Source organism: Nocardia sp. IBHARD005 (genome assembly GCF_052814245.1).
In genome coordinates, this window is sequence record NZ_CP199935.1 from 1,266,986 (window position 1) to 1,284,638 (window position 17,653).

A 17,653-nucleotide genomic window follows, 5' to 3' on the forward strand; every position below is an offset into this window, starting at 1 on the left:
GCCGTAAAGGTCGAGTTGGTCCGGGTACGAGGTCACTTCGGGTGTGTTGTTTGAGAACTGCACAGTGGACGCGAGCATCTTTGTTAGTAAGTGTTTAAGAGCGTACGGTGGATGCCTTGGCACCAGGAGCCGATGAAGGACGTAGGAGGCTGCGATAAGCCTCGGGGAGCTGTCAACCGAGCTGAGATCCGAGGATTTCCGAATGGGGAAACCCAGCACGAGTGATGTCGTGTTACCCGCATCTGAATATATAGGGTGTGTGGAGGGAACGTGGGGAAGTGAAACATCTCAGTACCCACAGGAAGAGAAAACAACAGTGATTCCGTGAGTAGTGGCGAGCGAAAGCGGATGAGGCTAAACCAGTTAGATGTGATAGACGGCAGTCGTTGTCTAGCTGGGGTAGTGGGAACATTCTTCTCGACTCTGCCGAGTTGAGCAACAGTCAGAAACCGTTGTGTTAGTTGAAGTGGTCTGGAACGGCCTGCCATAGACGGTGATAGCCCGGTAAATGAAAACTCAACGGCTGTTGTGGATGTCTCCCGAGTAGCAGCGGGCCCGTGAAATCTGCTGTGAATCTGCCGGGACCACCCGGTAAGCCTGAATACTCCCTGGTGACCGATAGCGGACTAGTACCGTGAGGGAAAGGTGAAAAGTACCCCGGGAGGGGAGTGAAATAGTACCTGAAACCGTGCGCTTACAATCCGTCAAAGCCTTCGCAACTTGTTTGTGTGGGGTGATGGCGTGCCTTTTGAAGAATGAGCCTGCGAGTCATCGGTGTGTGGCGAGGTTAACCCGTCGAGGGGTAGCCGTAGCGAAAGCGAGTCTGAATAGGGCGAACTCTAGTCGCACATTATGGACCCGAAGCGGAGTGATCTACCCATGGCCAGGGTGAAGCGACGGTAAGACGTCGTGGAGGCCCGAACCCACTTAGGTTGAAAACTGAGGGGATGAGCTGTGGGTAGGGGTGAAAGGCCAATCAAACTCCGTGATAGCTGGTTCTCCCCGAAATGCATTTAGGTGCAGCGTCACGTGTTTCACATCGGAGGTAGAGCTACTGGATGGCCTAGGGGGCCTACAAGCTTACCGAAGTCAGCCAAACTCCGAATGCCGGTGTGTGAGAGCGTGGCAGTGAGACTGCGGGGGATAAGCTTCGTAGTCGAGAGGGAAACAGCCCAGATCGCCGGCTAAGGCCCCTAAGCGTGTACTAAGTGGAAAAGGATGTGGGGTCGCTTAGACAACCAGGAGGTTGGCTTAGAAGCAGCCACCCTTGAAAGAGTGCGTAATAGCTCACTGGTCAAGTGATCCTGCGCCGACAATGTAGCGGGGCTCAAGTACACCGCCGAAGCCGCGGCATTCACACAATAACCCGTCCTGCATTCGTGCAGGGCCAGGTGTGTGGATGGGTAGGGGAGCGTCCTGTGGCCGTGGAAGCAGCAGTGTGAACTAGCTGTGGAGGCCACGGGAGTGAGAATGCAGGCATGAGTAGCGAAAGACGAGTGAGAAACTCGTCCGCCGAATGACCAAGGGTTCCTGGGCCAGGTTAATCCGCCCAGGGTGAGTCGGGACCTAAGGCGAGGCCGACAGGCGTAGTCGATGGACAACGGGTTGATATTCCCGTACCCGTGTATCCGCGCCCAGTGCTGAATCAGTTGTGCTAAGTATCCAAATGTTTTCTTATCGAGCCTTCGGGTGAGAGGGAGGATTGCTGCATACGGCCCCGGCTGTAGTAGGTAAGCGATGGGGTGACGCAGGAAGGTAGCTGGGCCAGGTGATGGAATACCTGGTGTAAGCGTGTAGGGAGTGTGATAGGCAAATCCGTCACACACATATCCTGAGACGTGATGCGTACCCGTTGAGGGGAATTCAGTGATCCTATGCTGCCGAGAAAAGCCTCTAGCGAGCTGGTACACGGCCCGTACCCCAAACCGACACAGGTGGTCAGGTAGAGAATACTAAGGCGATCGAGAGAACTGTGGTTAAGGAACTCGGCAAAATGCCCCCGTAACTTCGGGAGAAGGGGGACCACATCTGGTGACGGAATTTACTTCTTGAGCTGGGTGGGGTCGCAGAGACCAGAGAGAAGCGACTGTTTACTAAAAACACAGGTCCGTGCGAAGTCGTAAGACGATGTATACGGACTGACGCCTGCCCGGTGCCGGAAGGTTAAGAGGACCGGTTAGCCTGTAAGGGCGAAGCTGAGAATTTAAGCCCCGGTAAACGGCGGTGGTAACTATAACCATCCTAAGGTAGCGAAATTCCTTGTCGGGTAAGTTCCGACCTGCACGAATGGCGTAACGACTTCTCTGCTGTCTCAACCACAGACTCGGCGAAATTGCATTACGAGTAAAGATGCTCGTTACGCGCGGCAGGACGAAAAGACCCCGGGACCTTCACTATAGCTTGGTATTGGTGTTCGGTACGGTTTGTGTAGGATAGGTGGGAGACTGTGAAGCTCGGACGCTAGTTCGGGTGGAGTCGTCGTTGAAATACCACTCTGATCGTATTGGACTTCTAACCTCGGACCATGATCTGGTTCAGGGACAGTGCCTGGTGGGTAGTTTAACTGGGGCGGTTGCCTCCCAAAATGTAACGGAGGCGCCCAAAGGTTCCCTCAGCCTGGTTGGCAATCAGGTGTTGAGTGCAAGTGCACAAGGGAGCTTGACTGTGAGACTGACAGGTCGAGCAGGGACGAAAGTCGGGACTAGTGATCCGGCACCGGCAAGTGGAAGCGGTGTCGCTCAACGGATAAAAGGTACCCCGGGGATAACAGGCTGATCTTCCCCAAGAGTCCATATCGACGGGATGGTTTGGCACCTCGATGTCGGCTCGTCGCATCCTGGGGCTGGAGTAGGTCCCAAGGGTTGGGCTGTTCGCCCATTAAAGCGGCACGCGAGCTGGGTTTAGAACGTCGTGAGACAGTTCGGTCTCTATCCGCCGCGCGCGTAAGAAACTTGAGGAAGGCTGTCCCTAGTACGAGAGGACCGGGACGGACGAACCTCTGGTGTGCCAGTTGTTCCGCCAGGAGCACTGCTGGTTGGCTACGTTCGGAAGGGATAACCGCTGAAAGCATCTAAGCGGGAAGCCTGTTCCAAGATGAGGTTTCTCTCCCACTTGATGGGTTAAGGCCCCCTACAGACCATGGGGTTGATAGGCCAGAATTGGAAGCCAGGTAACTGGTGTAGGTGACTGGTACTAATAGGCCGAGGGCTTATTAACGAAGGTGTTACGCGTCCACTGTGCGGTTTCTGAAACAACAGACACTGCAGCAGACATGAGGAAACTCTGCTCTCTTCGGAGGGTGTGTTTCCGAGATTGTCGCGCTGTCTTGTTTCATAGAGTTACGGTAGTTATAGCGGTGGGGAAACGCCCGGTCCCATTCCGAACCCGGAAGCTAAGGCCACCTGCGCCGATGGTACTGCACTCGACAGGGTGTGGGAGAGTAGGACACTGCCGGAACATCATTGCGAAAGGCCCCCAAACCATTGGTTTGGGGGCCTTTTTGCGTTTCCGTAACAACTGATTTCGTGAGCACATGGGTAACTCACCGGGAACGCCCGGCCCAGTTCCACCATCATGCCGCCGGCCCGCCGACAAAGCCCTACCGCGCCCCACGGCCGGCAGAAGTCTCGGAGAGGCGGAACAGACAGCTACAGTGCTTGGGTGCGCCTCGTTATTGCTCGTTGCCAGGTCGACTATGTCGGTCGACTGACCGCCCACCTTCCGATGGCTCGTCGGCTGTTGCTGATCAAGGCCGACGGATCGGTGCTCGTGCACTCCGACGGCGGCTCCTACAAGCCGCTGAACTGGATGAGTCCGCCGTGCTGGCTGGTGGAACAGGACGTGCCGGACGCGATGCTCGCCGAGCTGCCCGACGGTGTCAGACCACTGCGGGAGGGGCAGACACCGGAGCCGGTGATCGCGAAGGCGCTGTGGGTGGTGACCAACAAGGCCGGCGAGGAATTGCGGATCACCATCGAGGAGATCGAGCACGATTCCTCGCACGAACTCGGCGTCGACCCCGGCCTGGTGAAGGATGGCGTCGAAGCGCATCTGCAGGAGCTGCTCGCCGAGCACGTGACGAAGCTCGGGGAGGGGTACACCCTGGTGCGACGCGAGTACATGACCGCGATCGGCCCGGTGGACCTGCTGTGCCGCGATGCCGACGGCGCCACGGTGGCGGTGGAGATCAAGCGACGCGGTGACATCGACGGCGTCGAGCAGCTCACCCGCTACCTCGAACTGCTCAACCGTGACCCGCTGCTGGCGCCGGTGTCCGGTGTATTCGCGGCGCAGCAGATCAAGCCGCAGGCGAAGACACTGGCCGAGTATCGCGGAATCCGCTGCCTCACGCTCGATTACGACGAGCTGCGTGGCACGAAGAGCAACGTTTTCCGCCTGTTCTAGGAGGAAGTGGGATGCCGCGACGTAAACCACACACGGGACGTCCTACGGGGCCCGCGCCGATCGGCGACGTCTATGGCCGCACCGAGGACGGCCCGGGCGATGAAACCTATATCGTGCGAACGGTTCCCGGTGCCCGCGCGGTGAAGACCTATCGGTGTCCCGGCTGCGACCACGAGATCGCGGTCGGTGTCGCCCATATCGTCGCCTGGGCCGCCGAGGGCGGCGAGGACGACCGTAGGCACTGGCACCAGGGTTGCTGGAACGGCAGGCGCACCCGCGGTATCACCCGCCGCTGGTCCTGACCCGTAACCGACCAGCAGACGAAGAAAACCGAAGGCCGCCTCGATGATTCGAGGCGGCCTTCGGTTTTCCAGGTAAATGTCGTGCCGAGTCCGACAGACTGATCAGTTGACGTCGGCGCTCTCGCGGTCCTCGTCGACGATGTCCTCGTCGGCGACCTCCGGGATGGCCTTGTTCTGGCGCGAGCTCGACACCGACTTGTTGCTGTTGCCGTTGCTGATCGACTTGCGCTCGGGGGTGCCGTCGAGCAGCTCGCTCTCGCGGTTGACCGCGGCGAGCATGGCGGGCACCGAGTCGAGCTGACCACGGATACCGAGCAGCTGGGCCAGGACCCGGCCGCGCAGCACGCGCATCTCCTCGGCCAGTTCCTTCGCGTGCGCGATCTTGCGCTCGGAGGTCTGGGTGGCGGAGCTGATCAGGCGGTTCGACTCATCGGTCGCGTCCTTGATCCGCTGAGCGGCCTCGGCGCGACTGGTGGCCTCGAGCTCCTCCATGGCACGGGTCAGCTTGGTGCGCCGATCGTTCATGGTGGCCTCGAAGTCCTGCTGGGTGGCCTTGCGCTTGGCCTCGGCCTCCTTGCCGAGACGTTCCACATCGGCCTGGGCGGCCTCGATGATCTTGGCGGACTCGGTGCGCGCGTTCGCGAGGGTCTGCTCGAACTCGATCTCGAGCGCCTCGCGCTTCTCCTTGGTCTCCGCGAGCAGCGACTCGTACTTGCCACGCATCTCGGTGGCCTGCTGCTCGGCGATCGACACCATCTCGGCGGCTTCGGCCTGCGCCAGCGCGCGAACCTCGGACGCTTCGTCCGAGGCCAGGCGCAGCATGCGCGAGATGCGGTCGGACATGCCTTCGGCGGTGGTCGGCGGCACGGAAAGCCGGTCGACCTCCTTGCGGAGCTCGTCGATCTCGTCACGTGCATCTTCCAGCTGGCTGGCGAGATTGCGGGCCTGCGCGGCGGCAGCGTCCCGGTCGGTGGCGGTGACGCGGAGCTCAGCGTCGAAGCGGTCGAAGTAGTTGCGCACCTCGTCTTGCGCATAACCCTTGCGCACAACGGTGAAGGGCAGTGCAACGAAGCGATTGCGATCGGACTCAGGTGACGACATGGCACACAAAATACAGCCTCGAGCGAGGCTATGGAGACTCGACCGTGATTGTGATCTCGCCGAGATTTACCGACAGTACCGGCGTACTAGTGCGTAACATCCGGGTTCGGCTCCACGAGCTCGACCAGCACACCGCCAGCATCCTTCGGATGGATGAAATTGATGCGGGAATCCGCGGTTCCGTGGCGAGGGGCTTCGTACAGCAAACGCACGCCGCGCCCGCGCAGGAAGTCCGAAACCGCCTCGATATCGGTGACCCGGTAGGCCAGTTGCTGCAGTCCGGGGCCGCTGCGGTCGATGAACTTGGCGATGGTCGACTCAGCTGTGAGCGGGGCCAGCAACTGCAGGGCGGTCGCGCGGTCGGCGGCGGCTGGGCACGACAGCATGGCCTCGACGACGCCCTGGGCCTCGTTCACCTCGCGGTGGGTCTCGACCATGCCGAGATTGTCGGTGTACCAGGCCACCGCGGTGTCGAGATCGGGCACGGCGATGCCCACGTGGTCGATGGCGATGACGTAGTCGGCGGGGATGAACTTCTCGTTGGTCACCCCACGAAGCTAGCGCTTGCGCGCGCGAGTGTGGAGCCGGCCTGCGCGTTGCGCACAGCCGCACCGTAGGCGCAGGTACGCCGACCTGCGTGCCGGGCGCCGGTCGATACCGGTTACCGTGGAGGTCAACTCCTGAACCCGTGCGGCGATGCCGCCTGCGTCCGGCGAGGTTCGACTCAATGAATGCGAGGCTTTCGTGACCACTTCTGTCATCGTGTCCGGTGCGCGTACCCCGGTCGGTCGGCTGCTCGGCGGTCTGAAGGGCTTCAAGGCCTCGGATCTGGCCGGTGTCGCGATCAAGGCCGCGCTCGAGAAGGGCGGCGTCGCGCCCGAGCAGGTCGACTACGTGATCCTGGGCCAGGTACTGCAGGCCGGCGCGGGGCAGCTGCCCGCGCGTCAGGCCACCGTCGCCGCGGGCATCCCGATGGATGTGCCGTCGATCCTGATCAACAAGGTCTGCCTGTCGGGCATCAACGCGATCGCGTTGGCCGATCAGCTGATCCGCGCGGGTGAGCACGAGATCGTGGTCGCCGGTGGCATGGAGTCGATGAGCCAGACCCCGCACCTGCTGCCCAAGAGCCGTGAGGGCTTCAAGTACGGCGACACCACCCTTGTCGACCACATGGCCTACGACGGCCTGCACGACGTGATCACCGACCAGGCCATGGGCCTGCTCACCGAGGATCGCAACGACCTGGACAAGGTGAGCCGCGAGGAGCAGGACGCGCTGGCCGCGGCCTCGCACCAGCGCGCTGCCGCCGCGTGGAAGAACGGTCTGTTCGAAGACGAGGTCGTGCCGGTTGCCGTGCCGCAACGCAAGGGTGAGCCGGTCTACGTGACCGAGGACGAGGGCATTCGCGCCGACACCACCGTCGAGTCGCTGGGCAAGCTGCGTCCGGCCTTCCGCAAGGACGGCACCGTCACCGCGGGGACCGCCTCGCAGATCTCCGACGGCGCGGCCGCGGTGATCGTGATGAGCAAGGCCAAGGCCGAAGAGCTGGGTCTGGAGTGGATCGCCGAGATCGGCGCCGCGGGCCAGGTCGCCGGTCCGGATTCGACCCTGCAGGACCAGCCGGCCAACGCCATCCTCGCCGCGTGCGCGAAGGAGGGCATCACGCCCGCCGAGCTGGACCTGATCGAGATCAACGAGGCGTTCGCGGCCGTCGGGGTGTCCTCGACCCGCAAGCTCGGCTTCGACCCGGAGAAGGTCAACGTCAACGGCGGCGCCATCGCCATCGGGCACCCGCTCGGCATGTCGGGCGCGCGCATCCTGCTGCACCTGGCGCTGGAGCTGAAGCGTCGCGGCGGTGGCGTCGGTGCCGCCGCGCTGTGTGGTGGCGGCGGTCAGGGCGACGCGCTGATCATCCGCGTGCCCGCCTGATCGGAGTACGACCACGAAAGCCCTGGTATTCCTCGCGAGTACCAGGGCTTTTGCTGTGACCGGTGCAACTACGTGCTGTCGTAGATCATGCGGCACAATGGTGGGCATGGGTTTCTTCGATTTGCGGTCAACGGCCAGCCGGTTCCGGTTCTTCGCGGTGCTCGAGGCACTGTCCTGGATCGGTCTGCTGACCGGTATGGCGTTCAAGTACCTGCCCGCGGAGGGCAACGAGATCGGCGTGAAGATCTTCGGCCCGGTACACGGCGGGATCTTCGTGCTGTTCGTGCTCTCGGCGCTGCTGGCCTCGCGTGAACTGAACTGGAACTGGAAGACCACGGTGCTGGCGCTGGCGTCGAGCATTCCGCCGCTGTTCACCGTGATCTTCGAGGTCTGGGCAGTGCGCACCGGTCAGCTGGGCGAGCTGAGCGCCGACGCGAGCAAGGGCTCCGCGGCTGCCACCCCGACGGCTTCGTGACAAACTGGAAACCGTGACTCGACCCGCTGCCCGCCGTCCTTCGCCCGCCGCTGCCGCCGCCATGTCCGGCGCGGTGGATCTGTCCGCGCTGAAGCAGCCGCCCGCCGCACCCGGCGGTGCCGCTGCTCCGGCCTCGGGGAACCACACGGTCACCGAGGCGGATTTCGAAGCCAAGGTGATCCGGCGCTCGACGCAGGTGCCCGTGGTGGTCGTGCTGTTCTCGCAGCGCAGCGCGGGCAGCGTCGAGCTGGTCGGCACGCTGGAACGGTTCAACGCCGAGGACCGCGGTGCCTGGGATCTGGCCGTCATCGAGGCCGAACCCAATATGAACATCGTTCAGGCGCTGCGCGTGCAGGGCATTCCGACGGTGATCGCGGTGGCGGGCGGGCAGCCGCTGGCCGATTTCGAAGGCGCGCAGCCGGACCCGCAGGTGCGGCAGTGGCTCGACGCGGTGATGGACGCGACTGCGGGCAAGCTCGAGGGCGACCCCGACGCGGCCCCCGCCGAACCCGAGGTCGAGGACCCGCGCTTCGTCGACGCGGAGGACAAACTGTCCGAAGGTGACTTCGCCGGCGCCGAGGCGGCCTACGAGGCGATCATCGCCGAGGAGCCCGGCAACGAGGAAGCCAAGGGTGCCTTGCGTCAGTTGCGCTTCCTGACCAGGGCCCAGCAGCTCGACCCGGCCGTGGTCGCCACCGCCGACGCCGACCCGACGAACTTGGCCGCCGCACTCGACGCCGCCGACATCGAAATGTTCGAGCAGCGCGCAGAGGCGGCCTTCGCGCGGATCATCGCGATCATCAAGCGCACCGCGGGCGAGGACCGCACCACGGCCCGCACCCGCCTGCTCGAACTGTTCGAGCTGTTCGACCCCGCCGAGCCCTTCGTGATCGCCGCCCGTCGCAAGCTCGCCGCCGCCCTGTACTGACATCCGAGTTCGAAGCCGCCCCTGCCGAACACGGCTGGGGCGGCTTCGTTGTGTGGCACGGGTGCTACGGTCGAAATATGGCGTCCAAGAACGATATTCAGCATCGGATTGTCACCGCGTTGCAGCGGCGGCTGAATCCGATCCTCGGCAGGCGGCCAGGTCAGCAGCTGCTCGAGACGGTCGGGCGGGTGAGCGGGCAGCCGCGGGTCACGCCGATCGGGGGCCGGCGCGCCGGCGACGAGTTCTGGCTGGTCTCCGAGTTCGGGGATCGTTCGCAGTACGTGCGCAATATCAAGGCCGACAACAAGGTCCGGGTGCGCCTGCGCGGACGCTGGTACCAGGGGACAGCGGTGCTGCTGCCCGATGACGATGCGCGGGCCAGGCTGCGGCAGTTGCCGCGCTACAACAGCGCCGCGGTACGGGCGTTCGGTACCGACCTGCTGACGATTCGGGTCGACCTGGAGCGTTAGTCCTCTTCGCCGCGGCCGCGCGGATCAGGTTTCGAGGACAGCCAGAGGGCGCTGTGGGGAGCCATGGTGATGGTGGCCGAGGCGGGGTGGTCGTGGCTGGGGGTGTTGCCGGCGGTGACGATGCCGAGATTGCCGATGCCGGAGCCCGCGTATTCATGGGCGTCGGTATTGAGGATCTCGTGCCAGGAACCGGCGTGGGGCAGCCCGATGCGGTAGTTCTCGCGGGTGGAGCCGGAGAAGTTGAAGACGGCCGCCACCGCGCTGCCGTCGGTACCCCAGCGGAGGAAGGCGAAGACGTTGGCGGTGCTGTCGTCGGCTTCGATCCAGGAGTGGCCGCCGGGGGTGGCGTCTTGGGTCCACAAGGCCGGGTGGGCGGTGTAGGTGCGGTTCAGGTCCGCGACCATGGTTGAAATACCCTGGTGGAGTGGGTTTTCCAGCTCCTGCCAGTCCAGGCCGCGGTCGTTGTCCCATTCGCGGAACTGACCGAATTCCTGGCCCATGAACAGCAGTTGCTTGCCGGGGTGGGCCCACATGTAGGCGAGTAGGGCGCGCACGCCGCTTGCCTTGGCGAAGTCGTCGCCGGGCATGCGGGTCCACAGCGTGCCCTTGCCGTGCACGACCTCGTCGTGGCTGATCGGCAGCACGTAGTTCTCGCTCCACGCGTAGACCAGCGAGAACGTCATCTCGTTGTGGTGCCAGGAGCGGTGGATCGGGTCGCGGCCCAGGTAGCCGAGGGTGTCGTGCATCCAGCCCATGTTCCACTTCATGCTGAAACCGAGGCCGCCGACATCGGTGCCGCGGGTGACGCCGGGCCAGGTGGTCGACTCCTCGGCGATGGTCACCACGCCGGGATGGGCACCGTGCACGGTGTCGTTGAGCTCCTGCAGGAACTCGACCGCTTCCAGATTCTCGCGGCCGCCGTAGATGTTCGGCTCCCAGCCGCCCTCGGGGCGGGAGTAGTCCAGGTACAGCATCGAGGCGACGGCGTCCACGCGCAGGCCGTCGATGTGGAACTCCTCGATCCAGAAAGCGGCATTGGCGACCAGGAAGTTGCGCACCTCGTTGCGACCGAAGTCGAAAACGTAGGTGCCCCAGTCGAGTTGCTCGCCGCGGCGCGGGTCGGGGTGTTCGTAGAGCGGGGTGCCGTCGAAGCGGGCCAGTGCCCATTCGTCGCGGGGGAAGTGCGCGGGGACCCAGTCCAGCAGCACCCCGATGCCCGCGTTGTGTAGGTGGTCGACGAAGTAGCGGAAGTCGTCGGGGCTGCCGAAACGCGAAGTCGGGGCGTAATACGAGGTGACCTGGTAGCCCCACGAACCGCCGAACGGGTGCTCGGCGACCGGCAGCAGTTCGACGTGGGTGAACCCGGTCGCGCGCAGGTAATCGGCCAGCTGGTGGGCCAATTCGCGGTAGTCGAGGCCGGGTCGCCAGGAACCGAGGTGGATCTCGTAAGCGCTCATGGGGGAGCGGACCGCGTCGGTTCTCGCGCGCTGGTCGAGCCAGGCGCTGTCGGTCCACACGTGGTCGGCGCGGGTGACCACCGAGGCGGTCGCGGGCGGTATCTCGGTCGAAAAGGCAAGGGGATCCGCGTGATCCACGATGCGGCCGTCGGCGCCGTGGATCCGGTACTTGTAGCGCGTACCGGGTCCGACGCCCGGCACGAACACCTCCCACACCCCGGATCTGCCCAGCGCGCGCATCGGCGCCGAGGTGCCGCTCCAGTGGTCGAAATCGCCGAAGACGGTGACACCGCGGGCATTCGGTGCCCAGACCGCGAAGGAGGTGCCCTCGACTTCGCCGTCGAGGGTGGTGTAGTGGCGTGGGTGGGCGCCGAGTACTTCCCAGAGCCGGGTGTGCCGGCCTTCGCCGATGAGGTGCAGATCGAACTCGCCGACGGTGGGCAGGAAGCGGTAGCCGTCGGCGGAGATCACGGTCTGGCCGCCCGGGTACTCGGCGCGGATCCGGTAGTCGTCGATCTGTGGATACGGCAGAACGGCGTCGAAAACACCGTGGCCCAACGACTTCAGCCGATGTTCGGACTCGCCGACGTGCACCGTCACCGTGTCGGCGTGGGGGCGCAGGACCCGGACCGCGGTGCCGTCGGCATGAGAATGCGCGCCGAGGACGGTGTGCGGGTCGGGGTGGGTGCCCGCGGCCAGCAGCAGGAGATCGCGGCGTTTCACAGCGTCTCGCGGTAGGCCAGCGGTGCGCGGGCGGCGGCGGGGACTGCAGGCAGCGACAGCATGTGCGCGACCGCGCGCGTGGGGTCGAGGCGCACGAAATTGCGCTGGCCCCAGTGGTATTCCTCGCCGCTGACCTCGTCGAAGACCACCGGGTGGTCGTGCCATTCGCGGCCGATCGCGGGGAGATCGAGCGAAATGTGGCCCTGCTCAGCGGCATAGGGATTCAGGTTCACGATGACCAGGACGGCGTCGCCGGTGACCGGATCGATCTTGGAGTAGGCGATCAGCGCGTCGTTGTCGACGTGATGGAAGTGGATGCAGCGCAACTGTTGCAGCGCGGGGTGATTGCGGCGGATCTCGTTGAGGCGGGTGATCCATGGTTCCAGCGATTCGCCGCGTTCGAGGGCGCCGGCGAAATCGCGAGGACGCAGTTCGTACTTCTCCGAGTCGAGGTATTCCTCGCTGCCCTCGCGGACGGCCTCGTGTTCGAACAGTTCGAAACCGGAGTACACGCCCCAGGTGGGAGACAGGGTGGCCGCGAGGGCAGCGCGGATGGCGAACATGCCAGGGCCGCCGTATTGCAGGCTTTCATGCAGGATATCGGGGGTGTTCACGAACAGATTCGGTCGGGCCTCGTCGGCCTTGGCGGCGATCTCGCAGCCGAACTCGGTGAGTTCCCACTTGTGCACGCGCCAGGTGAAATACGTGTACGACTGGCTGAAGCCGCGGCGGGCCAGGCCGTAGAGGCGGGCCGGGCGGGTGAACGCTTCGGACAGCAAGATCACGTCGGGGTCGGTGCGGCGCAGCTCCGTGATCAGCCACTCCCAGAAATCGGCGGGCTTGGTGTGCGGGTTGTCCACGCGGAAGATGGTGACGCCCAAGGAGATCCAGTGCCGGACCACGCGCAGGATCTCGGCGTAGAGACCGTCGGGGTCGTTGTCGAAGTTGACCGGGTAGATGTCCTGGTACTTCTTCGGAGGGTTCTCGGCGTAGGCGATGGTGCCGTCGGGGAGGGTGGTGAACCACTCCGGGTGGGCGGCGACCCAGGGATGGTCGGGGGCGCATTGCAGGGCCAGGTCGATGGCGACATCGAGGCCGAGAGCTGTGGCCTCGGAGACGAATTCGGCGAAGTCCGCTTCGGTGCCCAGTAGTGGGTTCACGGCATCGTGTCCGCCGTCCGCCGAGCCGATGGCCCAGGGCGAGCCCACGTCGCCGGGCTCGGTGGTGAGGGTGTTGTTGCGGCCCTTGCGATTGATCTCGCCGACCGGGTGGATCGGGGGGAGGTAGACGACATCGAAGCCCATGCTCGCGATCCGGGGGAGTTCGCGGGCCGCCGTGGCGAAGGTGCCGTGGATCGGGTTGCCGTCGCCGTCGCGGCCGCCGGTGGAGCGGGGGAAGAATTCGTACCAGGAGCCGACCAGCGCGCGGCGGCGTTCGACCAGGACGGAGAACTGGCTGCCGCGGGTGACCATCTCGCGCAGCGGGGTGGCGCGCAGGATCTCGGCGACCTCCTCGGAGAACGCGGGGGCGACCCGGGATGGGAGCTGCTCGTCGCCGCGCAGGGCGGTGGCGGCGGCGCGCAGGCGTTCGAACTGCTTCTTCGGCACGGCCTGGGCGGCGCGTTCGAAGAGGATGGCGCCGGTCTCGAGGTCGTTGGCCAGGTCGGCGGCGGTCTGGCCGACGGACAATTTCGCTTCGACGGCCGAGCGCCAGGTGGCGATGGGGTCGCTCCAGCCTTCGATGCGGTAGGTCCACACGCCCGGGGTGTTGGGGGTGAACAGGGCGTTGAAGACGTCGGGTTGGTAGTCGGGGGACATCCGGATGCGGGTGATCCGGGAGGAGCCGGGGGCCCGGACTGCCAGGGTGGCGGCTACCGCGTCGTGACCTTCGCGCCAGACGACGGCGCGGACGGGAAACACCTCGCCGACTGCGGCTTTGGCCGGGCGGCCGCCGGGGATGGACGGGGCGATGTCATCGATGGCAATCCGGCCGGTCACCTGCCCAACGTACTGCATTTTGCCGGCGGGGAGCGCGCGAAGGCGGCTCCGCAACCCACTGATCTGCCGAGAACATGGGTAACTCCCCAACCACTACTCACACGACATGAGCCCGACTGTCAACGGTCGAGCTACCGGACGGCACGCTGAATACGCGGAGAGGCGCAACGCAGGCCCGCGAGGAGCCGGTCGAGGGCGGCGATGGTGTCGGTCAGCGCGTCGGGGTCGGTGGTGGTGGCCAACCACAGCGCGGCCTCGTTCATCGCGCCGGAGAGCAGTTGGGTCAGCGGGGCGATCGGTTGCCGAGCAAGGACACCGGCATCGACGAGCGATTGCAGGGCTTCGCGGAGGTGGCGGGCCGAATTGGCTTCGTCCATGGCGCGCCATTCGTGCCAGCCGAGGACGGCCGGGCCGTCGATCAGCAGGATCCGCTGGACCAGGGGGTCGGCGCAGGCTCGCAGGAACGCGGCGCAGCCGGTGGTCAGCTGGGTCCATGGGTCGGCCTCGGTGTCCGCGGCGGCGGCCACCTGTGTGCCGACCTCCTCCTGCACCTGCGTGAGGACCGCGCGGAACAGGTCGGCCTTGCTGTCGAAGTGGTGATACAGCGCGCCCTTGGTGACCCCGGCGGAGGTCACGATCTCCGACAACCCCACGGCGGCATAGCCTTTCGCGGCGAACAACGCCCTTGTCTCAGCCAGCAGGACGCGCCGTGTCTGCTCGCGCTGCCGCGTCCGTGCCGTCGATGTCATCGACCGTCCTCCCATTGACCTACCGGTGGTATGTGAACTATCGTACGATACATACCATCGGTATGTGAAAGGTGATCCCATGAAACTCAGCGGCTACTACCCCGTTCTCGCCACACCCCGGATCGCGGAATCGCGCGACTTCTACACGACCTGGTTCGGCTTCGAGATCGTCTTCGAGGCGGACTGGTACATCAGCCTGCGGCGGCCGGGCACCGACGACGAGCCGACCTGCGAACTGGCCTTGCTCGACCCCACCCACCCCACGATCCCGGCGGGCTTCGGCAAGCCGGTCCAGGGGATACTGCTCAACTTCGAGGTCGACGACGTCGACGCCGAGTGGGACCGGCTGGTGAAGACCGGCGGCCTGCACCCCGAACTCGACCTGCGCACCGAAGACTTCGGCCAGCGCCACTTCATCATCGCCGACCCCGCCGGCGTCCTGATCGACGTGATCACCGAGGTCCCGCCGAGCCCCGAGTTCGCCGCCCTGTTCACCTAGGCCCCCCGGGCGGGCACGATCGTTTATTCTTCCGGGGTGAAGGCACACCGTCGGTTCACTGTCCGTGCCCATTTGCCGGAGCGGCTCGCCGCGCTGGGTGAGTTGTCGACGAACCTGCGGTGGTCGTGGCACGGCCCGACGCAGGATCTGTTCGCCGAGCTCGACCCGCGGTTGTGGCGAACAGTCGGCCAGGACCCGGTGCGGATGCTCGGCGAGGTGCCCGCCGAGCGGCTCGACGAGCTCGCCGCCGATCCGGGGTACACCGGGCGGGTCGACGCGGCCGCCGCGGGTTTGCAGGACTACCTGACCCGGCCGCGTTGGTTCCAGGAGCAGACCGGCACCGATGTCGCGGGGATCGCCTACTTCTCGATGGAGTTCGGCGTCACCGAGGTGCTGCCGAACTACTCCGGTGGTCTGGGCATTCTCGCCGGTGATCATCTCAAGGCCGCGTCGGATCTCGGTCTGCCGCTGATCGGCGTCGGGCTGCTGTATCGCTCGGGGTATTTCCGGCAGTCGCTGTCGGCGGACGGCTGGCAGATGGAGCACTACCCGGCGCTCGACCCGCAGGGTCTGCCGCTGCGGCTGCTCACCAGCGACGGCTCGCCGGTGCTCATCCACGTCGGCATGTCGGAGGGCCGGGTGCTGCGGGCCAGGGTATGGATCGCGCAGGTGGGCCGGATTCCGTTGCTGCTGCTCGATTCCGATATCGCCGAGAACGATCCCGAACTGCGCGCCGTCACCGACCGGCTCTACGGCGGCGACCAGGACCACCGCATCAAACAGGAGATCCTGGCCGGTATCGGTGGTGTCCGCGCGGTGCGCGCCTACACCCGCGCCAACGGACTCCCCGATCCCGATGTCTTTCACATGAACGAGGGACACGCCGGTTTCCTCGGCGTCGAGCGCATGCGTGAATTCATCGCGGGCGGACTGGATTTCGAGACCGCACTCGCCGCGGTGCGAGCGGGCACCGTGTTCACCACGCACACCCCGGTTCCCGCGGGCATCGACCGGTTCCCGATGCCGTTGGTGCGCAGGTACTTCGGTGGCTCGCACGGTGAGTCCGAATCTGCTTTGCTGCCAGGGCTTTCCGTTGACCGAATCCTCGCCTTCGGCCGGGAGGGCGATCCCTCGGTGTTCAATATGGCGCACATGGGTCTGCGAATGGCTCAGCGCGCCAACGGCGTATCGAAACTGCACGGTGAAGTCAGCCGGGAGATGTTCGCGGCGTTGTGGCCGGGATTCGACGCGGCCGAGGTGCCGATCGGCTCGGTCACCAATGGTGTGCACGCCCCGACCTGGGCCGCGCGCGAGTGGATCGACAAGGCACGCGAACTCGTCGGCCCCGAACTGGTCGAGGAGGCGCGGGGCTGGGAGAAGCTCAGCGATGTCGACCTCGGTCAGCTGTGGTCGACGCGAAACACGTTGCGCGGCGTGCTGATCGACGAAGTTCGGCGCAGGCTGCGCGAGTCGTGGCGACAGCGCGGGGCCGCCGACGCCGAACTCGGCTGGATCGACGACGTCTTCGATCCGACCGTGCTCACCATCGGTTTCGCCCGTCGCGTACCCACGTACAAGCGGCTGACCCTCATGCTGCGCGACCCCGACCGTCTGCGCGCGCTGCTGCTCGACCCCGAACGTCCGGTGCAACTGGTGGTCGCGGGCAAGAGCCACCCCGCCGACGACGGCGGCAAGGCGCTGATCCAGCAGGTCGTGCGGTTCGCCGACGACCCGCAGGTGCGCAGGCGCATCGTCTTCCTGCCCGATTACGACATGTCGATGGCCCGCTACCTGTACTGGGGTTGCGATGTGTGGCTGAACAATCCGCTGCGCCCGCTCGAGGCCTGCGGGACCTCGGGCATGAAATCCGCGCTCAACGGCGGTCTCAATCTGTCCATCCGCGACGGCTGGTGGGACGAGATGTTCGACGGTGAGAACGGCTGGGCCATCCCCACCGCCGATGGCATCCGCGACGAGGCCCGCCGCGACGACCTCGAGGCCTCGGCACTCTACGAACTCGTCGAACGCACTGTCGCGCCGCGCTTCTACGACCGTGACGGCAGCGATGTGCCGGTTCGCTGGACCGAGATGGTGCGCCACACCTTGCAGACCACCAGCCCGAAGGTCCTGGCATCGCGGATGGTGCGCGATTACGCCGAGCAGTACTACGGGCCCGCGGCCGCCGCGTTCGCGCGAGCAGCCGCCGACAAATTCGCGGGTGCCGTCGAGGTCGCCGAGTACCGCAGGCGGGTCGACGCCGCGTGGCCGTCGGTACGGATCGCGCAGGTGGACAGCTCGGGCCTGCCCGACACCCCGGTGATCGGCGCGGAACTGTCGCTGCACGCGCGCATCGAACTCGGCGGGCTCGCACCCTCGGATGTGGTGGTGCAGGCGGTGCTCGGCCGGGTCTCGCCGACCGACGACCTCTCCGACACGACCACCGTCGAGATGCACCACACCGGCACCGACGACGGCAGCGAGCTGTATGCGATCCAGGCTCCGGTCCCGCTGTCGGGCGCGGTCGGGTACACCGTTCGTGTGCTTGCCCACAACGCGTTGCTCGCCTCCGACGCCGAACTGGGCTTGGTGGCCGTCGCGGGCGCGTAACCGTACACGGTG

At 65.3% G+C, this 17,653-nt stretch carries 13 protein-coding genes and 2 rRNA genes; 10 read left to right on the plus strand and 5 right to left on the minus strand.

The features are described 5' to 3' along the window. Positions 1 to 84 precede the first annotated feature (84 nt). The 4 genes from ACTWPB_RS05715 to ACTWPB_RS05730 all read left to right on the plus strand — a co-directional run bounded on the left by ACTWPB_RS05715 (position 85) and on the right by ACTWPB_RS05730 (position 4,706). Positions 85 to 3,216: ribosomal RNA gene (locus tag ACTWPB_RS05715) — 23S ribosomal RNA — on the plus strand. A gap of 123 nt (positions 3,217 to 3,339) precedes the next feature. After that, positions 3,340 to 3,456 (plus strand): 5S ribosomal RNA (gene rrf, locus ACTWPB_RS05720). Between the two features lie 204 nt (positions 3,457 to 3,660). Then, positions 3,661 to 4,404: an endonuclease NucS gene (nucS, locus tag ACTWPB_RS05725; protein WP_446224651.1), complete on the plus strand. Its 744-nt coding sequence runs from the start codon at positions 3,661 to 3,663 to the stop codon at positions 4,402 to 4,404. Between the two features lie 11 nt (positions 4,405 to 4,415). After that, on the plus strand, positions 4,416 to 4,706 hold the full coding sequence (locus tag ACTWPB_RS05730) for an ATP/GTP-binding protein (protein ID WP_446224652.1): 291 nt from the start codon (positions 4,416 to 4,418) through the stop codon (positions 4,704 to 4,706). A gap of 102 nt (positions 4,707 to 4,808) precedes the next feature. Here the strand turns inward: ACTWPB_RS05730 and ACTWPB_RS05735 are convergent, their stop codons facing one another. Beyond that, positions 4,809 to 5,807: a hypothetical protein gene (locus ACTWPB_RS05735; protein WP_378921594.1), complete on the minus strand. Its 999-nt coding sequence runs from the start codon at positions 5,805 to 5,807 to the stop codon at positions 4,809 to 4,811. An 86-nt stretch (positions 5,808 to 5,893) separates the two neighbouring features. Then, the gene (mce, locus tag ACTWPB_RS05740) at positions 5,894 to 6,355 is read right to left on the minus strand and encodes a methylmalonyl-CoA epimerase (protein ID WP_446224653.1); all 462 of its coding nucleotides are present in this window, start codon (positions 6,353 to 6,355) and stop codon (positions 5,894 to 5,896) included. A 196-nt stretch (positions 6,356 to 6,551) separates the two neighbouring features. Here mce and ACTWPB_RS05745 point away from each other — a divergent pair, with 196 nt between their 5' ends. From ACTWPB_RS05745 to ACTWPB_RS05760, 4 genes are all read left to right on the plus strand, one after another. Beyond that, a complete protein-coding gene (locus ACTWPB_RS05745; protein WP_446224654.1) occupies positions 6,552 to 7,736 on the plus strand; it encodes an acetyl-CoA C-acetyltransferase in 1,185 nt (394 codons plus the stop codon). A 97-nt stretch (positions 7,737 to 7,833) separates the two neighbouring features. Continuing rightward, complete coding sequence (locus ACTWPB_RS05750) at positions 7,834 to 8,211, plus strand: DUF3817 domain-containing protein (protein ID WP_446224655.1); 378 nt, start codon at positions 7,834 to 7,836, stop codon at positions 8,209 to 8,211. A 61-nt stretch (positions 8,212 to 8,272) separates the two neighbouring features. Next, positions 8,273 to 9,139: a tetratricopeptide repeat protein gene (locus tag ACTWPB_RS05755; RefSeq protein ID WP_446226245.1), complete on the plus strand. Its 867-nt coding sequence runs from the start codon at positions 8,273 to 8,275 to the stop codon at positions 9,137 to 9,139. A 77-nt stretch (positions 9,140 to 9,216) separates the two neighbouring features. Beyond that, positions 9,217 to 9,609, plus strand: a complete 393-nt coding sequence (locus ACTWPB_RS05760) for a nitroreductase/quinone reductase family protein (protein ID WP_446224656.1) — start codon at positions 9,217 to 9,219, stop codon at positions 9,607 to 9,609. Here the strand turns inward: ACTWPB_RS05760 and glgB are convergent. The 3 genes from glgB to ACTWPB_RS05775 all read right to left on the minus strand — a co-directional run bounded on the left by glgB (position 9,606) and on the right by ACTWPB_RS05775 (position 14,535). Continuing rightward, the gene (glgB, locus tag ACTWPB_RS05765) at positions 9,606 to 11,789 is read right to left on the minus strand and encodes a 1,4-alpha-glucan branching protein GlgB (protein ID WP_446224657.1); all 2,184 of its coding nucleotides are present in this window, start codon (positions 11,787 to 11,789) and stop codon (positions 9,606 to 9,608) included. The genes ACTWPB_RS05760 and glgB overlap by 4 nt on opposite strands. After that, entirely contained in the window at positions 11,786 to 13,786 is a 2,001-nt protein-coding gene (locus tag ACTWPB_RS05770) for a maltotransferase domain-containing protein (RefSeq protein WP_446224658.1), read from the minus strand. Before ACTWPB_RS05770 ends, glgB begins: the two co-directional genes overlap by 4 nt. A 131-nt stretch (positions 13,787 to 13,917) precedes the next feature. Beyond that, the gene (locus tag ACTWPB_RS05775) at positions 13,918 to 14,535 is read right to left on the minus strand and encodes a TetR/AcrR family transcriptional regulator (protein WP_446224659.1); all 618 of its coding nucleotides are present in this window, start codon (positions 14,533 to 14,535) and stop codon (positions 13,918 to 13,920) included. Between the two features lie 79 nt (positions 14,536 to 14,614). Between ACTWPB_RS05775 and ACTWPB_RS05780 the strand changes: the two genes are divergently transcribed. After that, positions 14,615 to 15,034 (plus strand): VOC family protein, encoded by a 420-nt coding sequence (locus tag ACTWPB_RS05780; RefSeq protein ID WP_446224660.1) that lies wholly within the window; start codon positions 14,615 to 14,617, stop codon positions 15,032 to 15,034. Positions 15,035 to 15,070: 36 nt separating this feature from the next. Beyond that, the gene (gene glgP, locus ACTWPB_RS05785) at positions 15,071 to 17,641 is read left to right on the plus strand and encodes an alpha-glucan family phosphorylase (protein ID WP_446224661.1); all 2,571 of its coding nucleotides are present in this window, start codon (positions 15,071 to 15,073) and stop codon (positions 17,639 to 17,641) included. Positions 17,642 to 17,653 lie beyond the last annotated feature (12 nt).

What these genes read in the sequence shown, in the direction of transcription:
- ACTWPB_RS05750 (WP_446224655.1), top strand. Translation starts at nt 7,834, where the DNA reads ATGGTGGGCATGGGTTTCTTCGATTTGCGGTCAACGGCCAGCCGGTTC.
- ACTWPB_RS05730 (WP_446224652.1), top strand. Translation starts at nt 4,416, where the DNA reads ATGCCGCGACGTAAACCACACACGGGACGTCCTACGGGGCCCGCGCCG.
- ACTWPB_RS05775 (WP_446224659.1), bottom strand. Translation starts at nt 14,535, where the DNA reads ATGACATCGACGGCACGGACGCGGCAGCGCGAGCAGACACGGCGCGTC.
- ACTWPB_RS05780 (WP_446224660.1), top strand. Translation starts at nt 14,615, where the DNA reads ATGAAACTCAGCGGCTACTACCCCGTTCTCGCCACACCCCGGATCGCG.
- ACTWPB_RS05760 (WP_446224656.1), top strand. Translation starts at nt 9,217, where the DNA reads ATGGCGTCCAAGAACGATATTCAGCATCGGATTGTCACCGCGTTGCAG.
- ACTWPB_RS05755 (WP_446226245.1), top strand. Translation starts at nt 8,273, where the DNA reads ATGTCCGGCGCGGTGGATCTGTCCGCGCTGAAGCAGCCGCCCGCCGCA.
- ACTWPB_RS05735 (WP_378921594.1), bottom strand. Translation starts at nt 5,807, where the DNA reads ATGTCGTCACCTGAGTCCGATCGCAATCGCTTCGTTGCACTGCCCTTC.